We start from the raw sequence: 25,045 nt of genomic DNA, 5'->3' as shown, positions 1-25,045 counted from the left end.
CTTTACGCTCAGTCGTTGCCATCTTTGAAATCCAAGCCCATCTCGGAATAGCGCTCGGCCTCTTCCAGCCAGTTGGCGCGGACTTTCACTTGCAAGAACAGATGCACCTTGCGCCCAAGGAACTCTTCGAGCTCCTCCCGCGCGGCCTTACCCACGGCCTTGATCGTCTCGCCCTTGTTGCCCAGCACGATGCCCTTATGGCCGTCGCGCACGACATAGACCAACTGGTCGATCCGGGCCGAGCCGTCCTTGCGCTCTTCCCAATTCTCGGTCTCGACAGTGAGCTGATAGGGCAGTTCCTGATGCAGGCGCAGGGTCAGCTTCTCGCGCGTGATTTCGGCGGCGATGTTGCGCATCGGCAGGTCGGCGATCTGGTCTTCGGGGTAGAGCCACGGCCCCTCGGGCACCTCACCCGCCAGCCATTCGCGCAGGGTGTCGGTGCCGTGGCCGCGTTCGGCGGAGATCATGAAAGTCTCGGCAAACGCGAACCGCTCGTTCATCTTCTCGGCCAGCCCCAGCAGCACGGGCGCCTCGACGCGGTCGATCTTGTTGATCGCCAGCGCCACGCGGCGGCCCTTGGCGATATTGCCAAGCTCTTCGAGGATGCGTTCCACACCCTCGGTCACGCCGCGATGCGCTTCGATCAGCAGCACGATCACATCGGCATCCGCCGCACCGCCCCAAGCGGCGGCGACCATGGCGCGGTCCAGACGGCGGCGCGGCTGGAACAGGCCGGGGGTATCGACGAAGACCAGCTGCGCATCGCCCTCCATCGCCACGCCACGGATGCGGGCGCGGGTGGTCTGGACCTTATGTGTCACGATCGAGACCTTGGCCCCGACCATGCGGTTCAGCAGGGTGGATTTGCCCGCGTTGGGCTCTCCGATCAGGGCGACGAATCCGGCACGGGTGGTCATGAGTTGCTCTCCAATTGCCGCAGCAGCGTGCTGGCGGCGGCCTGTTCGGCGGCGCGTTTCGACGGCGCGGTGGCGGCGGCCTCGGCCCCGTTGTCCAGCCGCGCGGTAATGGTAAAGACAGGCGCGTGATCCGGGCCGCTGCGCCCGGTCTGCACATAGCGCGGCGGGTTCAGCCCCCGCGCCTGCGCCCATTCCTGCAGCGCGGTCTTGGCATCGCGCGCGTCTTCCTTGACGGTTTTAAGGCGGTCGCCCCAGAGCCGCAGCACGAGGTTCTTGGCGGCGTCAAAACCGCCATCCAGATAAACCGCCGCGATCACCGCCTCTATGGCGTCGCCCAGAAGCGCCTGTTTGCGCCGCCCGCCCGAGATCATCTCGGACCGACCGAGCTTGAGCACCTTGCCCAGATCAATCTCACGCGCCACATCGGCGCAGGTTTCCTTGCGTACCAATGCGTTGAAACGCGGGGCCAACTGCCCCTCGGTGGCACCGGGATCAAGCGCCAGCAGCGCTTCGGCCATGACGAGCCCCAGCACGCGGTCGCCCAGAAACTCCAACCGCTGGTTGTCGTCGCGGTTGGCCGAAGACATGGAGGCATGGGTCACCGCGCGCACCAGCAGCTCCGGCTTGGCAAAATGGTGGCCAATCCGCGTCTCAAAGGCCTTGAGGTCTCCGCTCAGTTTCATCTGACTGCTTCGAAGAAGCGGTCGCCGCGCCATGTCCAGAAGAACAGCATGGAACGCCCGGCAGAGCTGAACATGATGCGATCCGCGCGGCCAATGAGGTTTTCGAAGGGCACGAACCCCACACCCCCGGCGCGCTGTGCCAAGCGGCTGTCGGCAGAGTTGTCGCGGTTGTCGCCCATGAAGAAGTAATGCCCCTCGGGCACGGTATAGACGCCCGTGTTGTCCGACTGCTGATTGGTGATGTTCAGGGTCGGGTAGGACACGCCATTGGGCAGGGTTTCGATCTGCCGGCTTTTCACGCAGGTCGCCCCTTGGCCAACGGGGCCGTTTTCGCAGCGCGGGCGCAGTTGTTGCGGGCCTTGGGGGGCCATGACCTCTTCAAAAGTGCCCGCATCTTCGACCTCGACCGGGGTGCCGTTCAGGCTGATGACACCGTTTTTGATCTGCACCTTGTCCCCCGGCAGGCCAATCAGGCGCTTGATATAGTCGCGGCCCGAGACAGGATGACGGAAGACGACCACATCGCCGCGCTCAGGCTCGGAGCCGAAAAGACGCTCGTTGTCGCCATCGAAGACACCGCAGACATCCTTGGCGTCAACCTCGATCCCGACACCGGGCAGCATCAGGCTTGGGCAAGATGCGTAGGAATAGCCGTAGGCCATCTTGTTCACGAAGAGGAAATCACCGATCAGCAGCGTCTCTTTCATGGAGCCGGAGGGGATCCAGAAGGGCTGGAAGAACAGGGTCCGAAAGACACCGGCGATCAGCAGCGCCCAAAAGATTGTCTTGATGGTTTCGACAAAGGCGTTGCCGGTTTTTTCCTTAGCGGCCATGCGGCGCTCCTGACATATCGGTTTGGGGTTACATGCGGGGCCGTGCGGGCCAAGTCAAGTGACGCGGGGCCGGATCGGCCTGCCCCGCGTGCATATGACGCGAAACGGCGGGGCGCGCCAGCCTAAGAGGCCGGATCGGCAAGAGGGCGCGCTTCAATCACCACGAAAGCCTGCGCCCAAGGGTGATCGTCGGTCAGGGTGACATGGATGATCGCCTCATGCCCCGGCGGGGTCATCCGGGCGAGACGGTCCGCGGCCCAGCCCGTGACCTCCATCACCGGCTGACCGGTGCGCAGATTGCTCACCGCCATGTCGCGCCAAGCGATGCCCATGCGCAGCCCGGTGCCAAGCGCCTTTGAACAAGCCTCTTTCGCGGCCCAACGTTTGGCATAGGTGCCCGCCACATCATGGCGCCGCTCGGCCTTGCGTTGCTCGACCTCGGTGAACACCCGGTTGCGAAACCGGTCGCCGAAACGGTCGAGCGTGCCTTGGATACGCTCGATATTTGCCAGATCAGTGCCGATGCCGAGGATCATTGAGTGCCATTCTTGCCGCGTGACGGGGCCGGTGGCCCTTTGCCCTCAATAGATCACGCGCCGGAAGCGAGGAAAAGCGGCAATCCGATGCGAAAACGCCGCCCCGCGGGAACGGGACGGCGTTGAATTTACCACAAGGCGCGGCGCTTAGGCTGCGACGTGGCGCGCCTTCTCGGCTTTCGCCTCGTCAATGGCGCGCTGCACGGCGGCGCGCTGTTCGGTCAGGAACTCATAGCCCGGACGGCCAGCAGTGGCTTTGATCGCATCGTCGTAGTTTTCGACCAATGCGGATTCGCCGTTGATGATCTCGTCATAGACAGCTTCGTTGTCGCCGGTCACCGCGTCGCGCAGCTTCAGCCAACCGCGGTGAGCCGATGCAGCGGCAGAGCCTTCTTCGGATACATCCACGCCGTCGACGCCAAGCTGGCGGTGCAGTTCTATGTGGAACTTCTCACGTTCCGCGATGCGTTGGTCGAAGAAGCCGACAAAAGCCGCTTCGTCCGAGACCTGCTTGCGGGATTCACGATAGCCGTCGCGGCTGTCGATCAGGCGGGTGTGCAGTTTCTTCAGCGTGTCGATATGGTCGCTCATTGGTGCCTCCTTAGGTTCGTTAACCAGTCTGGCGGCCCAACGCGGCCAAGGCCGCTTCAGGTCCAGAGGGAGGCACCCTTTGAGAGGTTTTCCGCCACCGGCGGGCGGCAGGTTCAGCCCTCGCGGGCCTCATCCATCAGGCGGCGCATCTCAGTGATCGCGGGTTCCAGCCCGAGGAAGATCGCCTCTCCAATCAGGAAGTGCCCGATGTTAAGCTCACGCACCTCGGGGAAAGCGGCGATCGGGGTGACGGTGTCGTAGGTCAGCCCGTGGCCCGCGTGCACCTCAAGCCCGAGAGAGGCGGCGAAACGCGACATCTCGCGCAGCTTGTTGAGTTCGACATCCGCCTCATCCCAACGGCCCTCGGCGAAGGCATCGCAATAGGCACCGGTGTGCAGTTCGATCACCTCTGCGCCGATGCGATTGGCGGCTTCGATCTGCGCGCGCTCGGCTGCGATGAAGATCGACACCCGGCTGCCTGCCTCGCGCAGGGGCGCGATGAAATGGGCCAGCTTGTTCTCTTCCCGGGCGACTTCCAGCCCGCCTTCGGTGGTCCGCTCTTCGCGCTTTTCGGGCACGATGCAGACCGCGTGGGGCTTATGGCGCAGGGCGATCTTTTGCATCTCATCCGTCGCGGCCATCTCGAAGTTGAGCGGGACCGACAGCACCTCCATCAAACCTTCGATATCGGCGTCGGAGATATGCCGCCGGTCTTCGCGCAGATGCGCGGTGATGCCATCGGCCCCGGCCTTTTCCGCGATCTTGGCCGCGCGCAGCGGGTCGGGATAGGCGCCGCCCCGCGCGTTACGCACAGTCGCCACATGGTCAATGTTCACGCCCAATCTCAGCTTTGGTTGATCCGCCATCTCGATTCCCCTTGCATCACTTGCCCCGACCATAGGTCGGAACTTTCGCCAACCCCATAGGGAGAAGCGGTTTTTCCCGAAAATTGATGGCGCGACAGGATCAGTCCGCGTGGCGCTTGGCGTCGGCCTTTTGCGCCGCCTTATGTTTGAGCGCCTCGAACTTGGCTTTGATCATGCCGCGCCGCCGCTTTTGATAGGCGCGCAGCACCGGGACCGAGATGTAATAGGCGATAGAGGCGCAGATCATCCCAGGCAGGATGCCCCCGATCAGATAGGGGTAGAAGACCTGATGGAAAAACACCGTCAGCCCGGTCCAATCCATCTGGGTATCGGTAAAGATCGCGACGAAATTCTCTTTCAGATCGCGCCCGGCGTCGAGAAACTTCCCCCCGAAAGAGCGGTGCGCCGTCGGTGCCACGGGCGCGCCGAGGATCCAATGCCCGGTTTGCAGGGCCGCGATGCCGATGGGCACATAGGTCAGCGGATTGCCAAAGAAGGTCGCCATCAGCGCAGCAAGGATATTGGCCCGCATCACCCGCCCGATCAGCGCGGCGACGATGAAGTGCAGGCCGTAAAAGGGCGTAAAGGTGGTAAAGACCCCGGCCCAGATGCCGCGCGCGATGCGCTCGGGGCTGTCGGGCAGCCGCCGCATCCGATGTTTGACATAGTGAAACGCACGCGTCCAACCGCCGCGCGGCCACAGAAACTCGGCCAGCGCGCGCAGGGTCGGTTTCGGATCGCGGCGTTTGAAAATCAAGTCTCAGGTCCAGTATCGGCGTTTCGTCTGCGCGGGGTCAGGCGGTCTTTTCGACGGTCTTTCCCATGCTCATATTGCGGTGCCTGCTGACATCGGCGACCTCACTCTCGGCTTCGAGCGTGGACATCAGCGAATGCAGGTGACTCACGTCTCGGAGATCCACATAGACCACCAGCCGGTAAAAGTCAGGCTTGCGCTCCACAAACTCCAGATCCGAAATATTGGCCGAGGCTTCGCCGATCAAGGTGCAGACCCGCCCCAGTACGCCCGCGCCATTGCCGATGGTGATGTCCAGCGCGCAGGTATAGACCGCCGGATGGCTGCCGTCATGCCAACGCAGATCGAGCCAGCGTTCGGGTTGGTCTTCGTATTCCGAGAGGCGGTCACAGTCGATGGCATGGACAGTCACGCCCTTGCCGCGGAAAGTGATGCCGACGATCCGCTCACCGGGCAGCGGGGTGCAGCAAGGCGCGCGATCAAAGCTCTGGCCCGGCTCTAGCCCCACGACCGCGCGGCGCACATCGATCTGTTCGCCTTTTTGCGGGGCAAGGTCGGGATAGACGCATTCCACCACTTCGCGGCCCGTGAGTTCCGAACTGCCAAGCCGGGCGAGCACTTCGTCGGGGCCATTCAGCCGCATGTTCTTGGCCACGGTATGCAGCACCTTATCGGTGGCCTTTTTACCGACCTGCGCAAAGGCCGAACGCGCCAATTCACGGCCCAGTTTGATAAAGCGCTCGCGGTCGACCTCACGCAGGGAGCGCCGGATCGCCGACTTGGCTTTACCCGTGGTGGCAATGTCGAGCCATGTCACCTGCGGCGTCTGGCCCTGCGCGGTGGTGATCTCAATCGACTGGCCGTTTTTGATCCGGGTCCACAGCGGCACGCGCATCCCGTCGACCTTGGCTCCCACACAGGCGTTGCCGATACGGGTGTGGATCGCATAGGCGAAATCAATCGGCGTGGCGCCGCGCGGCAGTTTTACCACATCGCCTTTGGGCGTGAAGCAGAACACCTGATCGGCGTACATCTCAAGCTTCACGGCTTCGAGGAAATCCTCGTGATCGGTCTCGGCGTCAAACTGCTCGGTCAGTTGGCTGATCCACTTGGCAGGATCGACAGCAAAGGGGTTCCGGCTGCGCACACCGTCGCGGTAGGACCAATGGGCGGCGACGCCGGTCTCGGCCACGTCATGCATCTGGCGGGTGCGGATCTGCACCTCCACCCGCTTGCCGTCACGGCCCGAGACGGTTGTGTGGATCGACCGATAACCGTTGGTCTTGGGCTGGCTGATGTAATCCTTGAACCGCCCCGGCACCGCGCGCCAACGGCGATGGATCGCCCCGAGGGTGCGGTAGCAGTCTTCTTCAGAGGCGGTGATGACGCGAAAGCCGTAGATGTCGGACAGGCGGGAGAAGCTTTGCTCCTTCTCCTCCATCTTGCGCCAGATCGAATAGGGTTTCTTGGCCCGGCCAAAGACCTCGGCTTCGATATCCGCCTTTTCCAACTCCACCCGCATGTCGCCGGTGATGCGCTGGATCACATCGCCGGTGTCACGTTGCAGGGTGATAAAGCGGCGAATGATCGAAGCGCGCGCCTCGGGGTTGAGCACCCGAAAGGCGAGGTCTTCAAGCTCTTCGCGCATCCACTGCATGCCCATGCGGCCCGCCAGAGGCGCGTAGATGTCCATCGTCTCACGGGCCTTTTTGATCTGCTTGTCCGGGCGCATGGATTTGATCGTGCGCATGTTGTGCAGACGGTCGGCGAGCTTGACGAGGATGACGCGCAAGTCCTTGGACATCGCCATGAAAAGCTTGCGGAAATTCTCAGCCTGTTTGGTCTCGGTCGAGTTGAGCTGAAGGTTGGTCAGCTTGGTGACGCCATCGACCAATTCTGCCACTTCGCCGCCAAAGAGGCTTTGCACCTCGGCATAAGACGCTTTGGTGTCTTCGATCGTGTCGTGCAGAAGGGCGGTGATGATCGTCGCGTCGTCAAGCTGCTGCTCCGTGAGGATCGCAGCGACGGCGACGGGGTGGGTGAAATAGGGCTCACCGGAATGGCGAAACTGCCCCTCATGCATCCGCGCCCCATAGTCGAAAGCGGCGCGGATCAGGGGTTCGTTGGTACGCGGATTGTAGCCTTGAACAAGAGCGATCAGGTCGTCGGCAGTGATGTCGGCGCTGTTCATGCCATCTGCCTCATAGCCCCGGCCGGGGCGCGGGGGTTAGCCCTGCCCCTGCGCGGCCATCAACTGGCGTAGCAACATTTCTTCGGACATGCTGTCTTCTTCGGGCTTGTCCTCTTCGGCACCCATCAAAAGCGCCATGGCGTCTTCTTCGGGCTCATCGACTTCGATCTGGCTCTGGTTGCTTTCGATCAGACGCTCGCGCAGATCATCGGCCGACTGTGTTTCTTCGGCGATTTCGCGCAAGGACACGACGGGGTTCTTGTCGTTGTCACGGTCAACGGTCAACTGCGATCCGGCAGAGATCTCGCGGGCACGATGTGCGGCCAGCATGACGAGTTCGAAACGGTTCGGAACCTTATCCACACAATCTTCGACGGTGACGCGGGCCATGAAGCCTCCAATATCTCATTTGCTGCCAGAAGTGCCGTATTTAAGCCGCCTCGGGCAGATTTACAAGCCGTTATTGCAGCCGCCGCACCTCGGCACGATCCCGCTCAGGCAGGGCTTCGAGCAGGGCGCGCACCGGCTTTCCAATCAGCGGATGCACCCAATCTGGGGCCACATCGGCCAGCGGCACCAAGACAAAAGCCCGATCCTGTAGCCGGGGATGCGGCAGAATCAATTGATCCGGCGTGCGGCCAATCTGTGCCTCCAATGGCAACTCGCGCCATATCTTGTGGGTCTGACGGTCTGGCAACACGATATCATCACAGGCCAAAAGATCCAAATCCAAGGTCCGCTGCCCCCAGCGTTGCGCCCGCTCACGGCCCATCTGCGCCTCGATCCGATGCAAGACGCCAAGAGCGGTCTGCGGATCCCACGGTGCTTCAAGCCAGGCGGCGGCATTCACATAGTCTGGCCCCGCCCCTGCGGGAAAGGCCGGAGTGTGATAGAATGCACTCGTGGCGCGAATCACCGCGCCGGACGTCTGCAATAGCTTTAAAGCCGATTTTAGCGTTTCCTGAGGTTTACCCACAGAAGATGCAAGGTTACCGCCGAGCGCAACCAGAAGACTATACTTTCGTATAGGGTCTCTACTGCTTAATTCCATGCCCTCGGGGTCTTGCGACATCGTTAAAAAGCCTTAGTTATGCACCCTGATGTGGGGGCATCGCCAGAGGTCACGGATTTATTAATCCGCGGCGATTACAGTTCAAACCGGGAATACGGCGAAGCCTGCCGAAAGGATAGTTTAATGTTCTACAAAGATGAGCGGTTGGCGCTTTTTATAGATGGCTCCAACCTCTACGCCGCGGCAAAGACGCTGGGCTTCGACATCGACTACAAGCTGCTGCGGCAAGAGTTCATGCGCCGCGGCAAGCTGCTGCGCGCCTTCTACTATACCGCGCTTTTGGAAAACGATGAATATTCGCCGATCCGCCCGCTTGTCGACTGGTTGAACTACAACGGCTTCTCCATGGTCACCAAACCGGCCAAGGAATACACCGACAGCATGGGCCGCCGCAAAGTCAAAGGCGACATGGACATCGAACTGGCCGTCGATGCGATGGAACTGGCCCCGCGTGTCGATCATATCGTGATCTTCTCTGGCGATGGTGATTTCCGCCCGCTGGTGGAAAGCCTGCAACGCCAAGGCGTGCGCGTCTCCGTCGTCTCCACGATCCGCAGCCAGCCGCCGATGATCTCGGATGATCTGCGCCGCCAAGCCGACAACTTTATCGAGCTTGACGATCTGCGTGATGTTATCGGCCGCCCGCCGCGCGATCCCGCACCGCACGACTGAACGACCCAGATCCATTTCGCGCAGAACCATGCCGCCCCCGTGCGGCAGCGGCTTTATTGTGCGCAGCATCAGGATGATGGGCAAACGAATACCAGGCCAGCGACTGTGGCGTCACTGGCCTGTGAAATTTCTAAAATACCCCAGGGAAGATACAATACAGCACATGAACCCATGCGTTCCCCTTGATCCCACAGTACCTGCTCCCGTAGAAGTAGACGACCCCCCGAAAAAGGGGGGTAAAAGTGAGGGAAGATGCTGTTCGATGCCGCTGTACGTTTGGAAAAGCTGCAAGATGTTAGCGCGCTTTGGGATGGGATCGTAAAGACATTTCGAAAGACCGGCTTTACCCACGCCATCCACATCAGCGTGGGTGCGGATTTCAAAGACGCTCAGTTTCTGTCGACCATACCCGACCTTTACGATGACCTCCCGCCCGAGGATGACCCATTCCTGCACCACTCGTGCAACAGTTATGATGTGCTGACGATCGGCCAAGCCTTCGTCCACCTCTACCCCGATGTCACCCCGTCTGAGCATTCGCTGATCGCCCGCGCGGGGCGCGAAGGTCTGCATGCTGCCTTTGCCGTGCCGATGCGGCTGAAGGGCTCCGAACGTTTTGGCGGCTTCATCGTCGGCAACGAGATGGAGGCCGAAGAGTTCGAGCGCGCCTTCAGCGACATTGCCGAGGATCTGCGCCTCTTCTGCCTGCTGATGCACCGCCGGATCGAAGACCTGACCGGCACCGCGCCCCTGCCCCTGCCCGAGAATCCTTCGGCCTTCGACAAGCTGAGCCCGCGCGAAGCCGAAGTGGTGAACCTGCTGGCCCATGGCTACACCCGCCAGCAGACCGCGCACCGCTGCAACCTCTCTATCCACACCGTGTCGGACTATGCGAAATCTGGCTACCGCAAGCTCGGCATCCGCAACCGGGCGCAGGCGGCTGCGCTGGTCCATGCCACGGCGGGCGAGCCTGCGCCCAAGTCGGACTGACGGGCTGGACGAAGCGCGCCCAAGCCCTTACCTCTGCGCCAACCGTCCGGAGATTTCGCCATGACCAAACCGCCTCTTACCCTCTACCTCGCCGCGCCGCGCGGATTCTGTGCGGGCGTGGACCGGGCGATCAAGATCGTCGAAATGGCGATCGAGAAATGGGGCGCGCCGGTCTATGTGCGCCATGAGATCGTGCACAACAAATTCGTCGTCGATGGGCTGCGCGACAAGGGCGCGGTCTTTGTCGAGGAACTCTCCGAATGCCCCGACGACCGCCCGGTGATCTTTTCCGCCCATGGCGTGCCGAAATCCGTGCCCTCGGCGGCGCAGGCGCGCAACATGATCTACGTCGATGCCACCTGCCCGCTGGTCTCCAAGGTGCATATCGAGGCGCAGCGCCACGCAGATGCGGGCCTTCAGATCATTATGATCGGCCATGCGGGCCACCCTGAAACGATCGGCACCATGGGCCAATTGCCCGAAGGCGATGTGCTGCTCGTCGAAACGCCCGAGGATGTGGCCACAGTCGCCGTGCGCGATGACGCGCGTTTGGCCTATGTCACCCAGACCACGCTCAGCGTCGATGACACCGCCGATATCGTGGCCGCCCTACAGGCGCGTTTCCCTGCCATTATCGGCCCGCATAAAGAAGACATCTGCTATGCCACGACCAACCGTCAGGAAGCGGTCAAAGCAATGGCCCCGAAATGCGACGCGATGCTGGTCGTGGGCGCGCCGAATTCCTCGAACTCCAAACGGCTGGTCGAAGTCGGCGCCCGCGCAGGCTGCGCCTATGCGCAACTGGTGCAGCGCGCCGATGACATCGACTGGCGCGCGCTAGAGGGCATCGGCAGCATCGGCATCACGGCGGGCGCATCGGCCCCCGAAGTGCTCATCAATGAGGTAATCGACGCCTTCAAAGCGCGCTATGACGTGACCACCGATCTGGTCGAAACCGCGCAGGAGAACGTGGAATTCAAGGTGCCGCGCGTTCTGCGCCAACCCGCCTGATTGACCGCCGCGCGCCAGCCGCCTAAACCGCGCTGGAAACTGCCGGAGATACCCATGCCTGACCTCTACGCCTATACTGACGGTGCCTGTTCGGGCAATCCCGGCCCCGGCGGCTGGGGCGTGCTGATGCGCGCGATGGACGGCGACAAAATCGTCAAGGAACGCGAGTTGAAGGGCGGCGAGGCGCAGACCACGAACAACCGCATGGAGCTGATGGCCGCGATCTCGGCCCTGGAATCGCTCAGCCGCCCGACCGAGATCACGCTGGTGACCGATAGCAACTACGTCAAAAACGGCATCACCGGCTGGATTTTTGGCTGGAAAAAAAACGGTTGGAAGAACGCGGCCAAGAAGCCGGTCAAGAATGCCGAGCTTTGGCAACGGCTGGACGCCGCGAATGCGCGGCACAATGTGACGTGGAAATGGGTCAAGGGCCACGCCGGCCACCCTGAGAACGAGCGCGCCGATGAACTGGCCCGCGCGGGCATGGCCCCCTTCAAACCGGGCGGCGAGAAGTGACCCTGCTGGCCCTGCTGGACTATGCCGCCGTGCTGGTCTTTGCCATCACCGGCGCGCTTGTTGCCAGCCGGGCGCAGCTTGATATCGTGGGCTTTGCCTTTATCGCCTGCCTGACCGCCGTGGGCGGCGGCACGATCCGTGACCTCTTGCTCGACCGCAACCCGATCTTCTGGATCGAGACGCCCAGCATGCTCGGCGTGGCCATCGTGGCGGCGCTGGTGGTGTTTTTCACCGCCCACTTGCTCGAAAGCCGCTTTCGCACTCTGATCTGGCTCGACAGTCTGGCGCTCGCCGTCGCTGTCGCGGCGGGTGTCGGTGTGGCGATGGCGCAAGAGCAGTCCGCGCCGATCATCATCGTCATGGGCATGATCACCGGCTGCATGGGCGGGCTGATGCGAGATGTGGTCGTTGGGCAATTGCCGCTGGTGCTGACCCAAGGCGAGCTTTACGCCACCGCGGCGCTCTCCGGTGCCGCCGTCGCCGTGCTGCTGGCGCCCTATTTCGATGGCACGCTCTACCCGCTGCTGGCCTGCGCTGCGACGACTTGGGTGCTGCGTGCCGGGTCGCTTTATTTCGGCTGGCACCTGCCGGTCTACAAAAGCACCCCGCCCAAAAGCTGAACCTCGGCCTCAGCTAAGACGCGCACCCACTGCGATCTGCGCACCGCGTTGAAACACATTCGCATCCTGCACACCTTTGCCCGCGCGCTGTAGCCGCGTCAGCCGCACCGCCCCCTCGCCACAGGCGATGCGCAGCGCGTCCGACAGCACCTCACCCGGCGCGCCGGTGCCCTCGTCCAGCACCGAGCCGAGGACTTTCACCCGCTGGCCGTCAATCTCGAACCATGCCCCCGGAAAGGGCGAAAGCCCGCGGATCAGCCGGTCCACCTCGACCGCCGGGCGGGTCCAGTCGATCCGCGCTTCGGCTTTGTCGATCTTGGCGGCATAGGTGACGCCCTCTTCGGGCTGGGGCTGCGGCGTCAGATCGGTCAGTTGCGACAGCGCCTTGTTGATCGCCACCGCGCCCATGGCGCTCAGCCGGTCATGCAACTGTGCCGTGGTCTCATCGCTGCCGATCTCGGTCTCTTCGCACAGCAGCACCGGCCCGGTATCCAGCCCCGCTTCCATCTGCATGATGCACACGCCGGTCTTTTCGTCGCCCGCCATGATCGCACGGTGAATGGGCGCCGCGCCGCGCCAGCGCGGCAGCAGGCTGGCGTGGATGTTCAAACAGCCATGTTTCGGCGCGTCGAGAATGGGCTGCGGCAGGATCAGACCGTAGGCCACGACCACCGCCGCATCGGCCTCAAGCGCTGCAAATTCTTCCTGCGGCTCAGGATGCTTGAGCGAGACCGGATGCCGCACCAGCAGTCCAAGCGCTTCGGCGCGTTGCTGCACCGGGCTGGGGCGGGGCTTCTTGCCGCGCCCGGCGGGGCGGGGCGGCTGGCAATAGACCGCGCAGATCTCATGCCCGCCCTGCACCAACGCATCGAGGATCGGCACCGAGAAATCGGGCGTGCCCATGAAGATCAGTCGCATCTGTTCACTCCTGCCGGACAGCGCCTTAGAGAGCGCCGTCAGCCGTTCTGTTTGCGTGCCTTGCGCAACAGCATGTCGCGCTTGGTTTTGCTGAGGTTGTCGAAATACATCTTGCCCGCCAGATGGTCGATCTGGTGCTGCACGCTCACCGCTTCCAGCCCGACGAAATCGCGCTCCACCTCGGCCCCCGTCTCATCCAGAAAGCGTACCTTCACCCCACGCGGGCGGCGGATCACGGCGCTGAAACCGGGCAGATTGGGACTGGCCTCCTCGTAAGGATGCAACACGGCAGAGGCATCGACGATCACCGGGTTCGCCAGCCGGATACGTTTGTTGCGCGCTTCCGAGGCATCGACCACCGCCACCTGCAACATCACCCCGATCTGCGGCGCGGCAAGGCCGACGCCGGGCATGGCGTCCATCGTCTCGATCATGTCATCCCAGAGGGTGCGGATTTCATCCGTCACCGCATCGATGGGTTCGGCGGGGCTGCGCAGGCGTTTGTCGGGCCATGGAACATAGCGGCGTAGGGTCATTGTGCGTTGAACTCCGCAATCTTGGCCGCGCGGGTCTGCGCGTCGAGGTGATCGAAGGTCACCACACCATCAAGGTGATCCATCTCATGCTGCGCGATTAGCGCGGCGGCGCCTTCCATGCTCTGCACATAGCGGCCCCCGTTCAGACCGGTCCAGACCATCTGCACCTGCGCAGGGCGCGAGATGTCGGTGCTGATGCCGGGGATGCTAAGACAGCCTTCGGTATTGGTCACCCGCTCTTCGCCGATCTCTTGAAACATCGGGTTGATGCAGACGAGCGGGTCGGACTTATCCTCTTTCCAGCCCGCATCCATCACGAAGATCCGCAGCATCGCGCCCACCTGTGGCCCGGCAAGGCCACGCCCCGGTGCGGCATACATCGTTTCCAGCATATCGGCGGCAAGGCGTTCAATCTCCGGCGTGATCTCTTCGACCGGGGCGCAGATCTCGGCCAGTCGCGGGTCGGGCCAGCGGAGAACCTCCAGCACGCTCATCCGCGCGCCAGCTCGCGCTTGAGCTTGACCATCTTGCGGGTGATCATCTGACGCTTCAGCGGCTTGAGGTAGTCGATGAAAAGCTTGCCGTCGAGGTGGTCGATCTCATGCTGAACGCAGGTCGCCCAAAGCCCGTCAAAGGCCTCCTGCTGCTCTTTCCCGTCACGGTCGAGCCAGCGCACCTCAACCTCTGCCGGGCGGGTCACCTCGGCATATTGGTCGGGGATGCTGAGACAGCCTTCCTCATAGGTGTTCAGGTCATCCGAAGAAGCCACGATCTCAGGATTGAACATCAGCAAGGGCCGGGGCGCTTCGCCCTCTTCCTTGACGCAATCCAGCACGATCACCCGGCTCAACACGCCGATCTGCGGCGCGGCAAGGCCGATGCCCGGCGCATCATACATGGTGGTCAACATATCATCGCCCAGCACGCGCAGCTCGTCGCTGAGATCGGCGACGGGGGCTGCGGCTTTCTTGAGCCGTGGATCGGGGTGCAAAAGGATCGGGCGTTTCATCCCGCTCATTTAGGCCATGCCCGTGCATCGCGCAACCGGGGGCTTGCAGCGCCTGCGGCAGCCGTTAGCTTGGCCGCAATATCAGGAGAGACCAGCATGAGCTTTGACGACATCATCGACCGGCGCGGCACCCATTGTGCGAAATGGGACAAGATGGAAGCGATCTATGGCGTGCCTGCGGATAGTGGCATCGCCATGTGGGTGGCCGACATGGATTTCCGGCCCCCGCAGGTGGTGCAGGACGCGCTTCAGGCCCAGATTGATCACGGGGTGCACGGGTATTTCGGCGATGACAGCAAATACCTTGCCGCGATCCAATGGTGGATGGAAAACCGCCACGGCTGGAAGGTCGATCCGCAGGCGATCTTCACCACGCATGGCTTGGTGAACGGCACCGCCATGTGCGTCGACGCCTTTACCCAGCCCGGCGATGGCGTCGTGCTGTTCACCCCGGTTTACCACGCCTTCGCCCGCGTGATTAACGCCGCCGAGCGACGGGTGGTGGAATGCCCGCTGACCAATGCCTCGGGCCGCTACGAGATGGATTTCGATGCCTATGACGCCCTGATGACCGGGGATGAGAAGATGGTGATCCTCTGCTCGCCGCATAACCCCGGCGGGCGGGTCTGGAGCCGTGAGGAACTGCAAGGCGTGGCCGACTTCGCCAAGCGGCACGATCTGGTGCTGGTCTCGGATGAGATCCACCACGATCTGGTGATGCCGGGGCACAAGCATATCCCCATGGCCCAGATCGACGGGATCGAAGACCGACTGGTGATGATGACCGCCACGACAAAGACCTTCAACATCGCGGGCGGCCATACCGGAAACGTCATCATCCACGACCCCAAGCTGCGCGAGCGCTTTGCCCGGCGCATGGCGGCCTTGGGCGTTTCGGCAAACTCCTTCGGGCTGATCATGGCAACCGCCGCCTATTCCCCCGAGGGCGCGGCTTGGGTGGATGAGCTGACCGCCTATCTCGACGGCAACCGGCAGCTCTTCGACGAGGCGGTGAACGCGATTCCGGGGCTAAGCTCGATGCCGCTGGAATCGACCTATCTGGCTTGGGTGGACTTTTCGGGCACCGGCATGGAGCCCGCAGAGTTTCAGGACCGTGTCGAGAAGAGCGCCGCTATCGCTGCCAACCACGGCGCCACCTTTGGCACGGGGGGCGAAAGCTTCATGCGCTTCAACCTCGCCACCCCGCGCGCCCGGGTCGAGGAAGCCTGCGAGCGGCTCACCAAAGCTTTCAGCGATTTACAGTAACGAAACGGCGCGGCGGGGCGGCCCCGCCGTGCCGCCCTTTCAGGCGCGGCCGTCTTCGATCAGACCCAGCGGCGCATCGGTGGGACGTTCGAAGTCAAGCGGCGGACAGTCTGCCACGGCGGTGGCGCGTTTGAACTCATAGCGCATCTCGCCCGCTTCTTCCTCGCTCGCCACGATCAGACATTGGAACAGATGCAGGCTGCCGTCATAGAGATCGACCAGCCCGCGCAGCTTCGGCGCATCCTGTGCATCGACGGAGAAACCGGTCTTCCACATGCGCAGTACGCGGTAGACATCACCGCCCGCCTCAAGCCGCAGGCGCGCGCCCTTGCGCAGGCTTGCCATACGCGCGGCATCCAGCCCCGCCTGTATTTCTTTCGACAGAAATTCTTCCATGCGCAATCCCCCCGCTGATGCCTCTAAGCTGGCGGAAAGCGTAGAAAATTCAAGTTAAGAATTGGTGACGTTTGGGCAGTCTGCATCAGCGCAGAGCGGCTGCGCGCCTATGAAGATGGGCGGCCCCCGCGCCCTGCCCTAAATATACCCTCAAACGCGGAAAGGAGAACAAGATGGGCCTATTGGTCGACGGTAAATGGCAAGATAAATGGTATGATACCAAATCCTCGGGCGGCAAATTCGAACGCAGCGAGGCCAAGTTTCGTAACTGGGTGACCGCCGATGGCAGCGCCGGACCCAGCGGCGAAGGCGGGTTCAAGGCAGAATCAGGGCGCTACCACCTCTACGTCAGCTATGCCTGCCCATGGGCGCATCGCGCGCTGATCTTCCGCCAGTTGAAGGGGCTTGAGGATCACATCGGTGTCTCTGTCGTGCATCCCGATATGCTGGGCGAGGGCTGGACCTTTGACACGGATTTCCCCGGTGCCACGGGCGACACGCTTTTCGGCCTGCCCTATGCCCGCGACATCTACACCCGCGCCGATCCCAATCTCACGGGCCGCGTCACCGTGCCGATCCTCTGGGACAAAGAGCGCGAGACCATCGTCAGCAATGAGAGCGCCGAAATCATCCGCATGTTCAACAGCGCCTTCAACGCGATCACCGGCAACAGTGATGACTACCACCCCGCGCAGTTGCACGACCGCATCGAAAAGGTGAACGCTCGCGTTTATGACACGCTGAACAACGGCGTCTACAAAGCTGGCTTCGCCACCACGCAAGAGGCCTATGACGCCGCCGTGCATCCGCTCTTCGACACGCTGGATTGGATCGAAGACATCCTGTCGCAGAACCGCTACCTCGCGGGCGACCGGATGACCGAGGCGGACTGGCGGCTTTTCACCACGTTGGTGCGCTTCGACAAGGTTTATCACCTGCACTTCAAATGTAACCGCCACCGGATCGTCGATTACCCGAACATCTGGGCCTATACGCGCGAACTCTATCAGGTGCCGGGCGTGGCCGAGACGGTGAACTTCGACCATATCGTGCGGCACTATCACTACAGCCATGATACGATTAACCCGCACCGCATCATCCCGATCAATCCGGTGCTGGACTTCGACGCGCCGCACGGGCGCGGCTGACCTCCCCTCCCCCTGCCCCGTGGAAGACGCTTGATCGCGCAGCGCTTTTGCGCTTTCACCGCAGCGACGACGGCAGGGGGATGATCATGCAAAAGCCAGACCAGCGCGACCACGGCGGCGGTGTCGATGCGGCAGCGGCGCGTTTCGGCGGGCAGCGGTCGGGTTGGATCGACCTTTCCACCGGGATCAACCCCGCGCCCTACCCAATACCTGCCCTGCCTGCGGGCGCATGGACTGCCCTCCCCGACGCCGCGGCGCAAGACGCCCTGCTGGCCGCCGCCCGCGCCTTTTGGCAAGTGCCCGAAGGGGCCGCGATCCTCGCCGTGCCGGGGGCCTCCTCGGCCATCGCGCGAATCCCGGCGCTGGCCCCGAAAGGCCGCGTGCGCATCCCCGGGCCGACCTATAACGAACATGCCGCCAGCTTCGCCGAGAACGGCTGGCAAGTGGTCGAGACGGGCGAGACCGAAGCCGCCGTTCACGTCCATCCCAACAACCCCGACGGGCGCCTGTGGCCCATGGCAGAGACGACAGCCCCGCTCAGCATCATTGATGAGAGCTTTTGCGACATCACGCCCAACGCCACCCTGATGGCGCAGGCCACGGTGCCCGGCGCGCTGATCCTCAAGAGCTTTGGCAAATTCTGGGGGCTGGCCGGGCTGCGGCTGGGGTTCGTGATCGGCGATCCGGTCTTGGTGGCGCGGCTTGAACAGATGCTCGGGCCATGGCCGGTCAGTGGCCCCGCGCTCCATATCGGCGCGGCGGCGCTGCGGGATGAACCATGGGCCGAGGCCACGCGGGCGCGGCTGGGGGCCGAGGCCACGCGCCTCGATGGGCTGATGACCACAGCAGGCGCAGAGATCGTCGGCGGCACACCGCTTTTCCGGCTCTATGAGGTCGAAGACGCGCAGGCTTGGCAAACCCGCCTCGCCCGGCACCAGATCTGGAGCCGGGTCTTCCCCTACACTCCGCGCTGGCTGCGCCTTGGCCTGCCGCCCTCGATAGGTTGGGCGCGGCTGGAGCGGGCGCTGGCATGAGCACGGCGGCGATCCTCGCGCTGGCCATGCTGCTGGACGCCGCGCTTGGTGAGCCGGATTGGCTCTGGCGTCGCCTACCGCATCCGGCGGTGCTGATGGGGCGGCTGATCGGTTGGGGGGATCGTCGGTTAAACCACGGCCAAGCCAGCCGCGCCAAGGGGGTGGCACTGCTGCTGGCGCTGATGATTGGGGCCGCGCTGCTCGGCTGGGCGCTCAGCCTGTTTGGCCCCCTCATCGAGATCATCCTCGCCGCCATCCTGCTGGCGCAACGTTCCCTCGTCGAGCACCTGCGCGCCGTGGCCGACGGGCTGCGCCAGTCCTTGCCCGCAGGGCGCCGCGCCGTGGCGATGATCGTCAGCCGCGACACCGCCGCGATGCCCGCAGACGCCGTCGCCCGCTCCGCCATCGAAAGCGGGGCGGAGAACCTCAGCGACGGGATCATCGCCCCCGCCTTTTGGTTCCTGCTGGGCGGGCTGCCGGGGCTGCTGGTCTATAAAATCGTCAACACCGCCGACAGTATGATCGGCTACCGCACCCCACGCTATGCCGATTTCGGCTGGGCCGCGGCGCGGATGGATGACCTTCTGAACCTCGCCCCCGCACGGCTGACCGCCCTGCTGATTGCCTTGCCCGGCGGGGTGCTGCACCGCTGGCGCGACATCAAGGCCGACGCGGCGCTGCACCGCTCGCCCAACGCCGGTTGGCCGGAAGCCGCCATGGCGCGGGCCATAGGTGTGGCCCTTGCCGGTCCGCGCAGTTATGATGGGCAGGTGCAGCAGTTTCCTTGGGTGCATGGCGCGGGGGCGCGCGTCATCGGACCTTTGGAGATCGATGCGGCCATCACCCGCCTCTGGCAGGCATGGTTGGTGATGTGGGCAATCGCCCTAGTTCTGGCCTGTCTGTGACAAAGAGGTATCCATGCGCCCCACGTTTCTCGCCGCCGCACTCGCGGCGCTCACCCTTCCCGCCAGCGCCTATGCGCAAGCCAAATGCGGCGGGGACTTCTCTAGTTTCATCGCCGATGCCAAGGCCGAGGCCGTGGCGAACGGCGCGGACCCCGCCAAGGCCGAGCGTTTCTTTGCCGGCCTGCGCCAAGACCCCGCCGTGCTGCGGGCCGATCAGGCCCAAGGGGTGTTTCAAAAGCCCTTCATCGAATTCTCGCGCCGCCTGATCTCGGAAAACCGGATCAACCGGGGCCGCGCCATGGCCGAGAAATACGACGCCATCTTCGACCGGATCGAGGCGGAATACGGCGTCAGCCGTGGCGTGCTCTTGGCCTTCTGGGCGTTCGAGACGGATTACGGCGCAATCCAAGGCGACTTCAACACCGCCAACGCGCTGGCGACCCTTTCCCATGACTGCCGCCGCCCCGAACTGTTCCGCCCGCAGCTTTTCGCGGCGCTGGAGCTTTTCGAGCGCGGTGAGTTCGACCCGGCCACCACCACCGGCGCTTGGGCCGGTGAGATCGGCATGGTGCAGATGCTGCCGCGCGACATCCTAGAGAACGGGGTCGATGGCGATGGCGACGGCGCGGTCTCGCTCAAGACCTCCGCCCCCGATGCGCTGCTGTCGGGTGCCAAGATGCTGCAAAGCCTCGGCTGGCGCGCGGGCGAGCCTTGGTTGGCCGAGGTCACCCTGCCGCAGGATTTCGACTGGTCGCAAACCGGGCTGGAGACCACAAAACCCGTCAGCGAATGGCAGGCGATGGGTGTCTCCCCCCGCAACGGGCCGCTGGCCGAGGGGCTGACCGCATCCGTCCTGCTGCCGCAGGGACGCGGCGGGCCTGCTTTCATCGCCTATCCGAACTTTCGGGTTTATTTCGAGTGGAACCAGAGCTTTACCTACGTCATGACCGCTGCCTATTTCGCCACACGGCTGGAAGGCGCGCAGGTCTATGACGCGGGCAATCCGGCCCCCGGTCTGGGCGGCGAGGCGATGAAAACGCTGCAACGCAAACTCCAAGCCAAGGGCTATGACGTGGGCGATGTGGATGGCATCCTCGGCTCCGGCACCCGCGGTGCGGTGCGGGCCGAGCAAGAACGTCTCGGCATGCCCGTCGATGGCTGGCCCACGCCTGAGTTGCTGAACAAACTGTAAGGAGAAGACCGATGGCCCTCAAGAAAACCGCTGCGCAAATGGTCGCCGAAGCCCGCGCCCGGATCGAAGAGATCGACAGCACTGAGGCCATCGCCATGCTGGAGGACGAAAACGTGCAATTCGTCGACCTGCGTGACCCCCGCGAACGCGAACGCACCGGGTTCATCCCCGGTGCCTTCCACTGCCCACGCGGCATGTTGGAGTTCTGGGTCGACCCCGAGAGCCCCTATTTCAAAGAGGTCTTTGCCCAAGACAAGAAGTTCGTCTTTCACTGCGCCTCTGGCTGGCGCTCGGCCATCTCGGTCGCGACGCTGCAAGACATGGGGTTTGACGCGGCCCACCTGAAGGACGGTTTCGGCGGCTGGGAAAAAGCGGGCGGCCCAAAAGAGGGCGGCCCAGAAGCAGGCGGAAAGGCTGAGAAGCCCTGACCCGCGGGCTTTGATCTGGCCTCTCCCACGTAAAGCTGCCACAAGTTTTGCAACGTCAAAGGAGAGACAGAATGACCGAGATCAAACGCCACCACACCAACACCCGCATGAGCCAGATCGTCGAGCATGGCGATGTGATCTACCTTGCCGGTCAGGTCGGCACGGCGGGGGCGGATGTGGCCCGGCAGACCCAAGATTGCCTTGATAAGGTCGACGCCCTGCTGGCCGAAGTCGGCAGCGACAAGACCCGCATCCTGCAGTCGACCATCTGGCTGGCCGACATGGCCGATTTCGAAGCCATGAACGCCGTTTGGGACGCATGGGTGCCCGAGGGCCAAGCCCCCGCCCGCGCCTGCGGCGAATCCAAACTGGCCACGCCGGAATATCTGGTCGAAGTGCTGGTGATCGCCGCCAAGGCCTGAGCCATTCCCCCCGCGCCCTGTCACGGGGCGCGGGGCTTTGCCGGACCCCCAGATGACCCGCTGCACCCTCACCGCCCTGTCGGACCTCGACCAGCTCCGCGTCGATACGATCATCGACGTGCGCGCGCCAATGGAGTTTGCCGAGGATCATCTGCCCGGCGCCATCAACCTGCCCGTGCTGTCGGACGCGGAGCGCGCCGAAGTGGGCACGATCTACAAACAGGTCAGCCCCTTTGACGCGCGCAAGATCGGCGGGGCGCTGGTGGCGCAGAACACCGCGCGACATTTGCAAACGGCGCTGGCGGATAAAGACGGCGGCTGGCAGCCGCTGGTCTATTGCTGGCGCGGTGGGCAGCGGTCGGGGGCGTTCTCGACGATCCTCGATCAGGTTGGCTGGCGCGTGCAACTTCTGCGCGGCGGCTATCGCAGCTACCGGCGGCTCGTGGTCGCGGCGCTCTACGACACGCCCCTGCCGCATCGGCTTATGCTGATCGAAGGTGGCACCGGCACGGCCAAGACACGGCTGTTGCATCATCTGGCGCAGGTGGGCGCGCAGGTGCTTGACCTCGAAGGGCTGGCGCAGCACCGCGGCTCGCTTTTCGGTGCGGTGGATGGCGGGCAGCCGCATCAAAAGATGTTCGAATCCCGGCTCGCCCAAGCGCTATTGCCGCTCGACCCCGCGCAGGTGACATGGGTCGAAGCCGAGAGCAGCAAGATCGGCGACATTACCCTGCCGCCTGCGCTTTGGGCCGCGATGCGCGACGCCGCGCGGGTTGAGATCGCCGCCCCCTTGGCCGCGCGGGCGGATTTTCTGTGTCGGGCCTATGATGACCTGACCACCGACCCCGCCATGCTCGAAAATCGCATCGACAAGCTGCGGCCCTATCATAGCGGTGAGACGATCACCCAGTGGCAGGCCCAAGCCCGCGCAGGCGATTGGGCCAGCCTCGCCGAAGGGCTGATCGGCCAGCATTACGATCCGCGCTATGCCAAGGCCGCCAGCCGCAACCCCGCCCCGCGCGCCCGGCTGACGCTCGACCGGCTTGATGACAGCACATTGGCCGAAACCGCCGCCGCGCTGCACAGCCGTTTCACCGCAGGCGGATAGAGGGCACCCCCGCCTCAAGCCGCCCGATGATATGGCCCGCCAAACCTTCGGCCTTTAACCGCGTCTGCGCCGCTTTCGCGGCATCCTCGGGCAAGGCTGCCAGCAGCCCCCCGGCGGTTTGCGGATCGTGGAAAAGCGGGTTCACCAGGCCTGCCGCCGCAATCGGGGCGTCCGCCTGATTGACCGCCAGCAAGGAAGAGGCCACCCCCTGATCCGACAACGTCTGCGCGCCGGGGTAGATCGGCACCGCCTCCGCCCAAAGCTGCGCAGCCAGTCCCGAGGCACGGCAAATCGCTTGCACATGTCCGGCAAGGCCAAAGCCCGTCACATCCGTCATCGCATGGGCCGTGCCCAAAATCTCCGCTGCCCGCGCCTGCGGTCTGGCCATGACGCCGAGCGCTTCGGCCACCACCCGCCCCGGCGCGGTCCCTGCCATATGGCCTGCAAGGATCACCCCCGACCCGATGGGCCGGGTCAGCACCAGCACATCGCCCGGCTGCGCGCCACCGTGGCCAATCGGCATCGCGTCGCGGGTGCCGGTGACCGTAAAGCCGATGGTCAGTTCCGCGCCCATGGTCGTATGCCCGCCCACGATCTGCGCACCTGCACCCGCCATCACCTCCTGCGCGGCCACCGCGATTTCGCGCAGGGTCCGGGCCTGCAATGCGGGCGACATGCGCGGCAGGATGATCGAACTCAGCGCCGCCTGCGGTTTGGCCCCCATCGCCCAGATGTCGCCCAAAGCATGCACCGCCGCGACCCGCGTCATCAGGGCCGGGTCTTCGACAAAGCCGCGCAAATGATCCGTGCTCATCACCTGACAGCCGCCGGGGCGGCGCAGCACCGCCGCATCATCACCCGCCCCGGTGAGCACATCGCCCGAGACGGGCGGCTGCACCTCGGCCAAGAGATCGCCCAGCACCGCGCCGCCCACCTTGGCCCCGCATCCACCACAGAGCGGTTTGCCCGCCAGCGCCTCCTGCACGCCCGAGGCCACCGGGCCCGTCAACGCATCGGTCTTCATCGCGGGCAGGTCATCGAGCCCGTCCATGAACTTCCGGTCGATCCGGTCCTTCCACCGCCACAGCAGCGCACCGGTAAGGGCCAGCCCGTTCCGCTCCGCCACGGCGGCTTTCCCGCCGAGTGAGATCAGCTTGAGATAATGCCGCTGCGGCTTGAACGCCCGTCGTGCCCCGCCGCTGAGCGCCGCGCGCAGGTTGTCGTGCAGCACCGGCGCCGCCCGCACGGCAAAGACACCGGCCTTGGGGCGCGGGCTGGCCTCCATATGCGCGCAATCGCCGACGGCGAAGAGCGTTTCATCATCCACCACCCCCAGATCCGCGCCGACACGGATGAACCCCTCATGCAGCGGCAGATCGGTCTGGGCGAGCCAATCATGCGGCACCGCCCCCGCCGCGCCCACGCAAAGCGCCGCAGGGATCGGCGCGCCATTCGACAAGAGCACCTGTCGGTCGGTGATGCGCGCGACCTCGGCATCGAGCGCAACGGTCACCCCCAAATCTGCCATATGTCGCCGCACCATCGCTTCCGTCCGGGGCGCCATGCCGGAAAGCTGCGGCCCATGTTCCACTACCGTCACGGCAGGCTGCGCACCCGTTTGGCGCAGGGCAAAGGCCATCGCCATGGCAAGCTCGCAGCCCGCCACACCACCGCCGATCACCGCCACCTCGGGCGGCTGTTCCCCCGCCCTGACCGCCGCGAGAAACGCACGCCAACGCGCGGCATAGAGATCGAGCGGCTTGGCCCCGACCGCGTGGGCGGCAAATCCCGAGAGGTCCATCTTGGCCGTGATGCCTATGTCGATCGACGCCACATCATAGGCCACGGCCCCGCGCCCTTCGACCGTGATCTCCCGCGCCGCGCGGTCGATCCCCGTCGCCGCCCCAAGGATCAACCGCGCCCCCGCGTGACGGCAAAGGCGCATGAGGTCGAGCTCCAATGCATCGCGGTCGTAATGCCCGGCGATATGACCGGGCAGCATGCCGGTATAGGGCGCGGTGGGGCCGGGGTTGATGACGGTCAGCCGCGCGCCGGGCAGCGGGTCCATTCCCCATTTGCGCAGCACCAGCGCATGGGCGTGCCCGCCCCCCACCAGCACCAGATCCCGCGTCAGGGGCAGATCGCTTTGCACCAGATAGCCTCACTCTCTCTTTCCGCTTCGGATCATAGCTACCCCAAGCCGCCCGCCCGCGCCATCGGCCTGACCGAGATGTGAGCGGGCCGGATCAGAGCGGAAATGGCGCTTCCCCGCCCATTCGGGCCCGGAAAGCCGCCAAACCGGTAAAAAGGGTGACAATTCGCCACAAAACCCCCATGTACATTCCATCCCCGACCCTCTACCGACGGTCGGATTCCTTTGCCGTGGCTGGTAGCACCCCACGTGCCCGCCCCCCGCACAACGTTCAAG

General features: G+C 64.0%; 29 protein-coding genes. 13 read left to right on the top strand and 16 right to left on the bottom strand.

The features are described 5' to 3' along the window. Positions 1-8: 8 nt before the first annotated feature. The 10 genes from era to folK form a co-directional block, all read right to left on the bottom strand. Positions 9-917 (bottom strand): GTPase Era, encoded by a 909-nt coding sequence (gene era / locus ACGYLX_RS08055; protein ID WP_168612646.1) that lies wholly within the window; start codon positions 915-917, stop codon positions 9-11. Beyond that, a complete protein-coding gene (gene rnc / locus ACGYLX_RS08050; RefSeq protein WP_168612647.1) occupies positions 914-1,600 on the bottom strand; it encodes a ribonuclease III in 687 nt (228 codons plus the stop codon). Before rnc ends, era begins: the two co-directional genes overlap by 4 nt. Beyond that, positions 1,597-2,433 (bottom strand): signal peptidase I, encoded by an 837-nt coding sequence (gene lepB, locus ACGYLX_RS08045; RefSeq protein ID WP_168612648.1) that lies wholly within the window; start codon positions 2,431-2,433, stop codon positions 1,597-1,599. Before lepB ends, rnc begins: the two co-directional genes overlap by 4 nt. A 122-nt stretch (positions 2,434-2,555) precedes the next feature. Further along, positions 2,556-2,969 carry a holo-ACP synthase gene (acpS, locus tag ACGYLX_RS08040; RefSeq protein WP_168612649.1) on the bottom strand — a complete coding sequence of 138 codons (414 nt, stop codon included), beginning with the start codon at positions 2,967-2,969 and terminating at the stop codon, positions 2,556-2,558. A 147-nt stretch (positions 2,970-3,116) separates the two neighbouring features. Then, entirely contained in the window at positions 3,117-3,560 is a 444-nt protein-coding gene (locus ACGYLX_RS08035) for a PA2169 family four-helix-bundle protein (protein WP_168612650.1), read from the bottom strand. A gap of 113 nt (positions 3,561-3,673) precedes the next feature. Beyond that, on the bottom strand, positions 3,674-4,426 hold the full coding sequence (locus ACGYLX_RS08030; protein WP_168612651.1) for a pyridoxine 5'-phosphate synthase: 753 nt from the start codon (positions 4,424-4,426) through the stop codon (positions 3,674-3,676). Positions 4,427-4,526: 100 nt separating this feature from the next. Then, positions 4,527-5,183, bottom strand: coding sequence for a DUF2062 domain-containing protein (locus ACGYLX_RS08025; protein WP_067264597.1), 657 nt, complete (start codon positions 5,181-5,183; stop codon positions 4,527-4,529). A gap of 37 nt (positions 5,184-5,220) precedes the next feature. After that, positions 5,221-7,371 (bottom strand): bifunctional (p)ppGpp synthetase/guanosine-3',5'-bis(diphosphate) 3'-pyrophosphohydrolase, encoded by a 2,151-nt coding sequence (locus ACGYLX_RS08020; RefSeq protein ID WP_168612652.1) that lies wholly within the window; start codon positions 7,369-7,371, stop codon positions 5,221-5,223. 36 nt (positions 7,372-7,407) lie between these two features. Next, positions 7,408-7,761 (bottom strand): DNA-directed RNA polymerase subunit omega, encoded by a 354-nt coding sequence (rpoZ, locus tag ACGYLX_RS08015; RefSeq protein WP_067264606.1) that lies wholly within the window; start codon positions 7,759-7,761, stop codon positions 7,408-7,410. 70 nt (positions 7,762-7,831) lie between these two features. Then, positions 7,832-8,422 carry a 2-amino-4-hydroxy-6-hydroxymethyldihydropteridine diphosphokinase gene (gene folK / locus ACGYLX_RS08010; protein ID WP_168612661.1) on the bottom strand — a complete coding sequence of 197 codons (591 nt, stop codon included), beginning with the start codon at positions 8,420-8,422 and terminating at the stop codon, positions 7,832-7,834. A 144-nt stretch (positions 8,423-8,566) separates the two neighbouring features. Between folK and ACGYLX_RS08005 the strand changes: the two genes are divergently transcribed. The 5 genes from ACGYLX_RS08005 to ACGYLX_RS07985 all read left to right on the top strand — a co-directional run bounded on the left by ACGYLX_RS08005 (position 8,567) and on the right by ACGYLX_RS07985 (position 12,255). Next, a complete protein-coding gene (locus ACGYLX_RS08005; protein ID WP_067264609.1) occupies positions 8,567-9,115 on the top strand; it encodes an NYN domain-containing protein in 549 nt (182 codons plus the stop codon). 252 nt (positions 9,116-9,367) lie between these two features. Continuing rightward, the gene (locus tag ACGYLX_RS08000) at positions 9,368-10,105 is read left to right on the top strand and encodes a LuxR family transcriptional regulator (RefSeq protein WP_168612653.1); all 738 of its coding nucleotides are present in this window, start codon (positions 9,368-9,370) and stop codon (positions 10,103-10,105) included. Between the two features lie 60 nt (positions 10,106-10,165). Further along, positions 10,166-11,116: a 4-hydroxy-3-methylbut-2-enyl diphosphate reductase gene (ispH, locus tag ACGYLX_RS07995; protein WP_067264614.1), complete on the top strand. Its 951-nt coding sequence runs from the start codon at positions 10,166-10,168 to the stop codon at positions 11,114-11,116. Positions 11,117-11,170: 54 nt separating this feature from the next. Further along, positions 11,171-11,635, top strand: a complete 465-nt coding sequence (rnhA, locus tag ACGYLX_RS07990; RefSeq protein WP_168612654.1) for a ribonuclease HI — start codon at positions 11,171-11,173, stop codon at positions 11,633-11,635. After that, the gene (locus ACGYLX_RS07985; protein WP_168612655.1) at positions 11,632-12,255 is read left to right on the top strand and encodes a trimeric intracellular cation channel family protein; all 624 of its coding nucleotides are present in this window, start codon (positions 11,632-11,634) and stop codon (positions 12,253-12,255) included. The genes rnhA and ACGYLX_RS07985 overlap by 4 nt, the downstream gene beginning before the upstream one ends. Positions 12,256-12,264: 9 nt before the next feature. Here ACGYLX_RS07985 and fmt read toward each other — a convergent pair whose 3' ends face one another. The 4 genes from fmt to def (ACGYLX_RS07965) are packed head-to-tail and all read right to left on the bottom strand — an operon-like array spanning position 12,265 to position 14,718. Further along, the gene (gene fmt / locus ACGYLX_RS07980; RefSeq protein ID WP_168612656.1) at positions 12,265-13,173 is read right to left on the bottom strand and encodes a methionyl-tRNA formyltransferase; all 909 of its coding nucleotides are present in this window, start codon (positions 13,171-13,173) and stop codon (positions 12,265-12,267) included. 38 nt (positions 13,174-13,211) lie between these two features. After that, positions 13,212-13,709: a peptide deformylase gene (gene def / locus ACGYLX_RS07975; RefSeq protein ID WP_168612657.1), complete on the bottom strand. Its 498-nt coding sequence runs from the start codon at positions 13,707-13,709 to the stop codon at positions 13,212-13,214. Then, positions 13,706-14,203, bottom strand: a complete 498-nt coding sequence (gene def / locus ACGYLX_RS07970; RefSeq protein WP_168612658.1) for a peptide deformylase — start codon at positions 14,201-14,203, stop codon at positions 13,706-13,708. The genes def (ACGYLX_RS07975) and def (ACGYLX_RS07970) overlap by 4 nt, the downstream gene beginning before the upstream one ends. Further along, entirely contained in the window at positions 14,200-14,718 is a 519-nt protein-coding gene (def, locus tag ACGYLX_RS07965; RefSeq protein WP_168612659.1) for a peptide deformylase, read from the bottom strand. Before def (ACGYLX_RS07965) ends, def (ACGYLX_RS07970) begins: the two co-directional genes overlap by 4 nt. A gap of 96 nt (positions 14,719-14,814) precedes the next feature. Between def (ACGYLX_RS07965) and ACGYLX_RS07960 the strand changes: the two genes are divergently transcribed. Further along, positions 14,815-15,984: a MalY/PatB family protein gene (locus ACGYLX_RS07960; RefSeq protein ID WP_394448471.1), complete on the top strand. Its 1,170-nt coding sequence runs from the start codon at positions 14,815-14,817 to the stop codon at positions 15,982-15,984. 39 nt (positions 15,985-16,023) lie between these two features. Here ACGYLX_RS07960 and ACGYLX_RS07955 read toward each other — a convergent pair whose 3' ends face one another. Continuing rightward, positions 16,024-16,380: a hypothetical protein gene (locus ACGYLX_RS07955; protein ID WP_168613431.1), complete on the bottom strand. Its 357-nt coding sequence runs from the start codon at positions 16,378-16,380 to the stop codon at positions 16,024-16,026. Positions 16,381-16,553: 173 nt separating this feature from the next. On the opposite strand from ACGYLX_RS07955, the gene ACGYLX_RS07950 reads away from it, so the two are divergent. From ACGYLX_RS07950 to mnmH, 7 genes are all read left to right on the top strand, one after another. Beyond that, complete coding sequence (locus ACGYLX_RS07950; RefSeq protein ID WP_168613430.1) at positions 16,554-17,528, top strand: glutathione S-transferase family protein; 975 nt, start codon at positions 16,554-16,556, stop codon at positions 17,526-17,528. 80 nt (positions 17,529-17,608) lie between these two features. Beyond that, on the top strand, positions 17,609-18,562 hold the full coding sequence (gene cobD, locus ACGYLX_RS07945; RefSeq protein ID WP_394448467.1) for a threonine-phosphate decarboxylase CobD: 954 nt from the start codon (positions 17,609-17,611) through the stop codon (positions 18,560-18,562). Continuing rightward, the gene (gene cbiB, locus ACGYLX_RS07940) at positions 18,559-19,467 is read left to right on the top strand and encodes an adenosylcobinamide-phosphate synthase CbiB (RefSeq protein ID WP_394448464.1); all 909 of its coding nucleotides are present in this window, start codon (positions 18,559-18,561) and stop codon (positions 19,465-19,467) included. Before cobD ends, cbiB begins: the two co-directional genes overlap by 4 nt. A 13-nt stretch (positions 19,468-19,480) precedes the next feature. Then, positions 19,481-20,659, top strand: coding sequence for a lytic murein transglycosylase (locus ACGYLX_RS07935; protein ID WP_394448462.1), 1,179 nt, complete (start codon positions 19,481-19,483; stop codon positions 20,657-20,659). A gap of 11 nt (positions 20,660-20,670) precedes the next feature. Continuing rightward, the gene (locus tag ACGYLX_RS07930) at positions 20,671-21,087 is read left to right on the top strand and encodes a rhodanese-like domain-containing protein (protein WP_394448460.1); all 417 of its coding nucleotides are present in this window, start codon (positions 20,671-20,673) and stop codon (positions 21,085-21,087) included. Positions 21,088-21,158: 71 nt separating this feature from the next. Continuing rightward, complete coding sequence (locus ACGYLX_RS07925) at positions 21,159-21,509, top strand: RidA family protein (protein ID WP_394448457.1); 351 nt, start codon at positions 21,159-21,161, stop codon at positions 21,507-21,509. A gap of 52 nt (positions 21,510-21,561) precedes the next feature. Then, entirely contained in the window at positions 21,562-22,617 is a 1,056-nt protein-coding gene (gene mnmH / locus ACGYLX_RS07920) for a tRNA 2-selenouridine(34) synthase MnmH (RefSeq protein ID WP_394448454.1), read from the top strand. Here mnmH and selD read toward each other — a convergent pair. Then, positions 22,601-24,769, bottom strand: coding sequence for a selenide, water dikinase SelD (gene selD, locus ACGYLX_RS07915; RefSeq protein WP_394448451.1), 2,169 nt, complete (start codon positions 24,767-24,769; stop codon positions 22,601-22,603). The two genes, mnmH and selD, sit on opposite strands and share 17 nt — an antisense overlap. Positions 24,770-25,045 lie beyond the last annotated feature (276 nt).

It is taken from the genome of Sulfitobacter sp. 1A13496, from assembly GCF_043557225.1.
GTDB lineage: Bacteria > Pseudomonadota > Alphaproteobacteria > Rhodobacterales > Rhodobacteraceae > Sulfitobacter > Sulfitobacter faviae.
This window is presented reverse-complemented; position numbering and strand designations above follow the sequence as displayed.

Coding starts and splice junctions, on each gene's coding strand:
- era (WP_168612646.1), bottom strand. CDS start 917: ATGACCACCCGTGCCGGATTCGTCGCCCTGATCGGAGAGCCCAACGCG.
- rnc (WP_168612647.1), bottom strand. CDS start 1,600: ATGAAACTGAGCGGAGACCTCAAGGCCTTTGAGACGCGGATTGGCCAC.
- lepB (WP_168612648.1), bottom strand. CDS start 2,433: ATGGCCGCTAAGGAAAAAACCGGCAACGCCTTTGTCGAAACCATCAAG.
- acpS (WP_168612649.1), bottom strand. CDS start 2,969: ATGATCCTCGGCATCGGCACTGATCTGGCAAATATCGAGCGTATCCAA.
- ACGYLX_RS08035 (WP_168612650.1), bottom strand. CDS start 3,560: ATGAGCGACCATATCGACACGCTGAAGAAACTGCACACCCGCCTGATC.
- ACGYLX_RS08030 (WP_168612651.1), bottom strand. CDS start 4,426: ATGGCGGATCAACCAAAGCTGAGATTGGGCGTGAACATTGACCATGTG.
- ACGYLX_RS08020 (WP_168612652.1), bottom strand. CDS start 7,371: ATGAACAGCGCCGACATCACTGCCGACGACCTGATCGCTCTTGTTCAA.
- rpoZ (WP_067264606.1), bottom strand. CDS start 7,761: ATGGCCCGCGTCACCGTCGAAGATTGTGTGGATAAGGTTCCGAACCGT.
- folK (WP_168612661.1), bottom strand. CDS start 8,422: ATGGAATTAAGCAGTAGAGACCCTATACGAAAGTATAGTCTTCTGGTT.
- ACGYLX_RS08005 (WP_067264609.1), top strand. CDS start 8,567: ATGTTCTACAAAGATGAGCGGTTGGCGCTTTTTATAGATGGCTCCAAC.
- ACGYLX_RS08000 (WP_168612653.1), top strand. CDS start 9,368: ATGCTGTTCGATGCCGCTGTACGTTTGGAAAAGCTGCAAGATGTTAGC.
- ispH (WP_067264614.1), top strand. CDS start 10,166: ATGACCAAACCGCCTCTTACCCTCTACCTCGCCGCGCCGCGCGGATTC.
- rnhA (WP_168612654.1), top strand. CDS start 11,171: ATGCCTGACCTCTACGCCTATACTGACGGTGCCTGTTCGGGCAATCCC.
- fmt (WP_168612656.1), bottom strand. CDS start 13,173: ATGCGACTGATCTTCATGGGCACGCCCGATTTCTCGGTGCCGATCCTC.
- def (WP_168612657.1), bottom strand. CDS start 13,709: ATGACCCTACGCCGCTATGTTCCATGGCCCGACAAACGCCTGCGCAGC.
- def (WP_168612658.1), bottom strand. CDS start 14,203: ATGAGCGTGCTGGAGGTTCTCCGCTGGCCCGACCCGCGACTGGCCGAG.
- def (WP_168612659.1), bottom strand. CDS start 14,718: ATGAAACGCCCGATCCTTTTGCACCCCGATCCACGGCTCAAGAAAGCC.
- ACGYLX_RS07960 (WP_394448471.1), top strand. CDS start 14,815: ATGAGCTTTGACGACATCATCGACCGGCGCGGCACCCATTGTGCGAAA.
- ACGYLX_RS07955 (WP_168613431.1), bottom strand. CDS start 16,380: ATGGAAGAATTTCTGTCGAAAGAAATACAGGCGGGGCTGGATGCCGCG.
- ACGYLX_RS07950 (WP_168613430.1), top strand. CDS start 16,554: ATGGGCCTATTGGTCGACGGTAAATGGCAAGATAAATGGTATGATACC.
- cobD (WP_394448467.1), top strand. CDS start 17,609: ATGATCATGCAAAAGCCAGACCAGCGCGACCACGGCGGCGGTGTCGAT.
- cbiB (WP_394448464.1), top strand. CDS start 18,559: ATGAGCACGGCGGCGATCCTCGCGCTGGCCATGCTGCTGGACGCCGCG.
- ACGYLX_RS07935 (WP_394448462.1), top strand. CDS start 19,481: ATGCGCCCCACGTTTCTCGCCGCCGCACTCGCGGCGCTCACCCTTCCC.
- ACGYLX_RS07930 (WP_394448460.1), top strand. CDS start 20,671: ATGGCCCTCAAGAAAACCGCTGCGCAAATGGTCGCCGAAGCCCGCGCC.
- ACGYLX_RS07925 (WP_394448457.1), top strand. CDS start 21,159: ATGACCGAGATCAAACGCCACCACACCAACACCCGCATGAGCCAGATC.
- mnmH (WP_394448454.1), top strand. CDS start 21,562: ATGACCCGCTGCACCCTCACCGCCCTGTCGGACCTCGACCAGCTCCGC.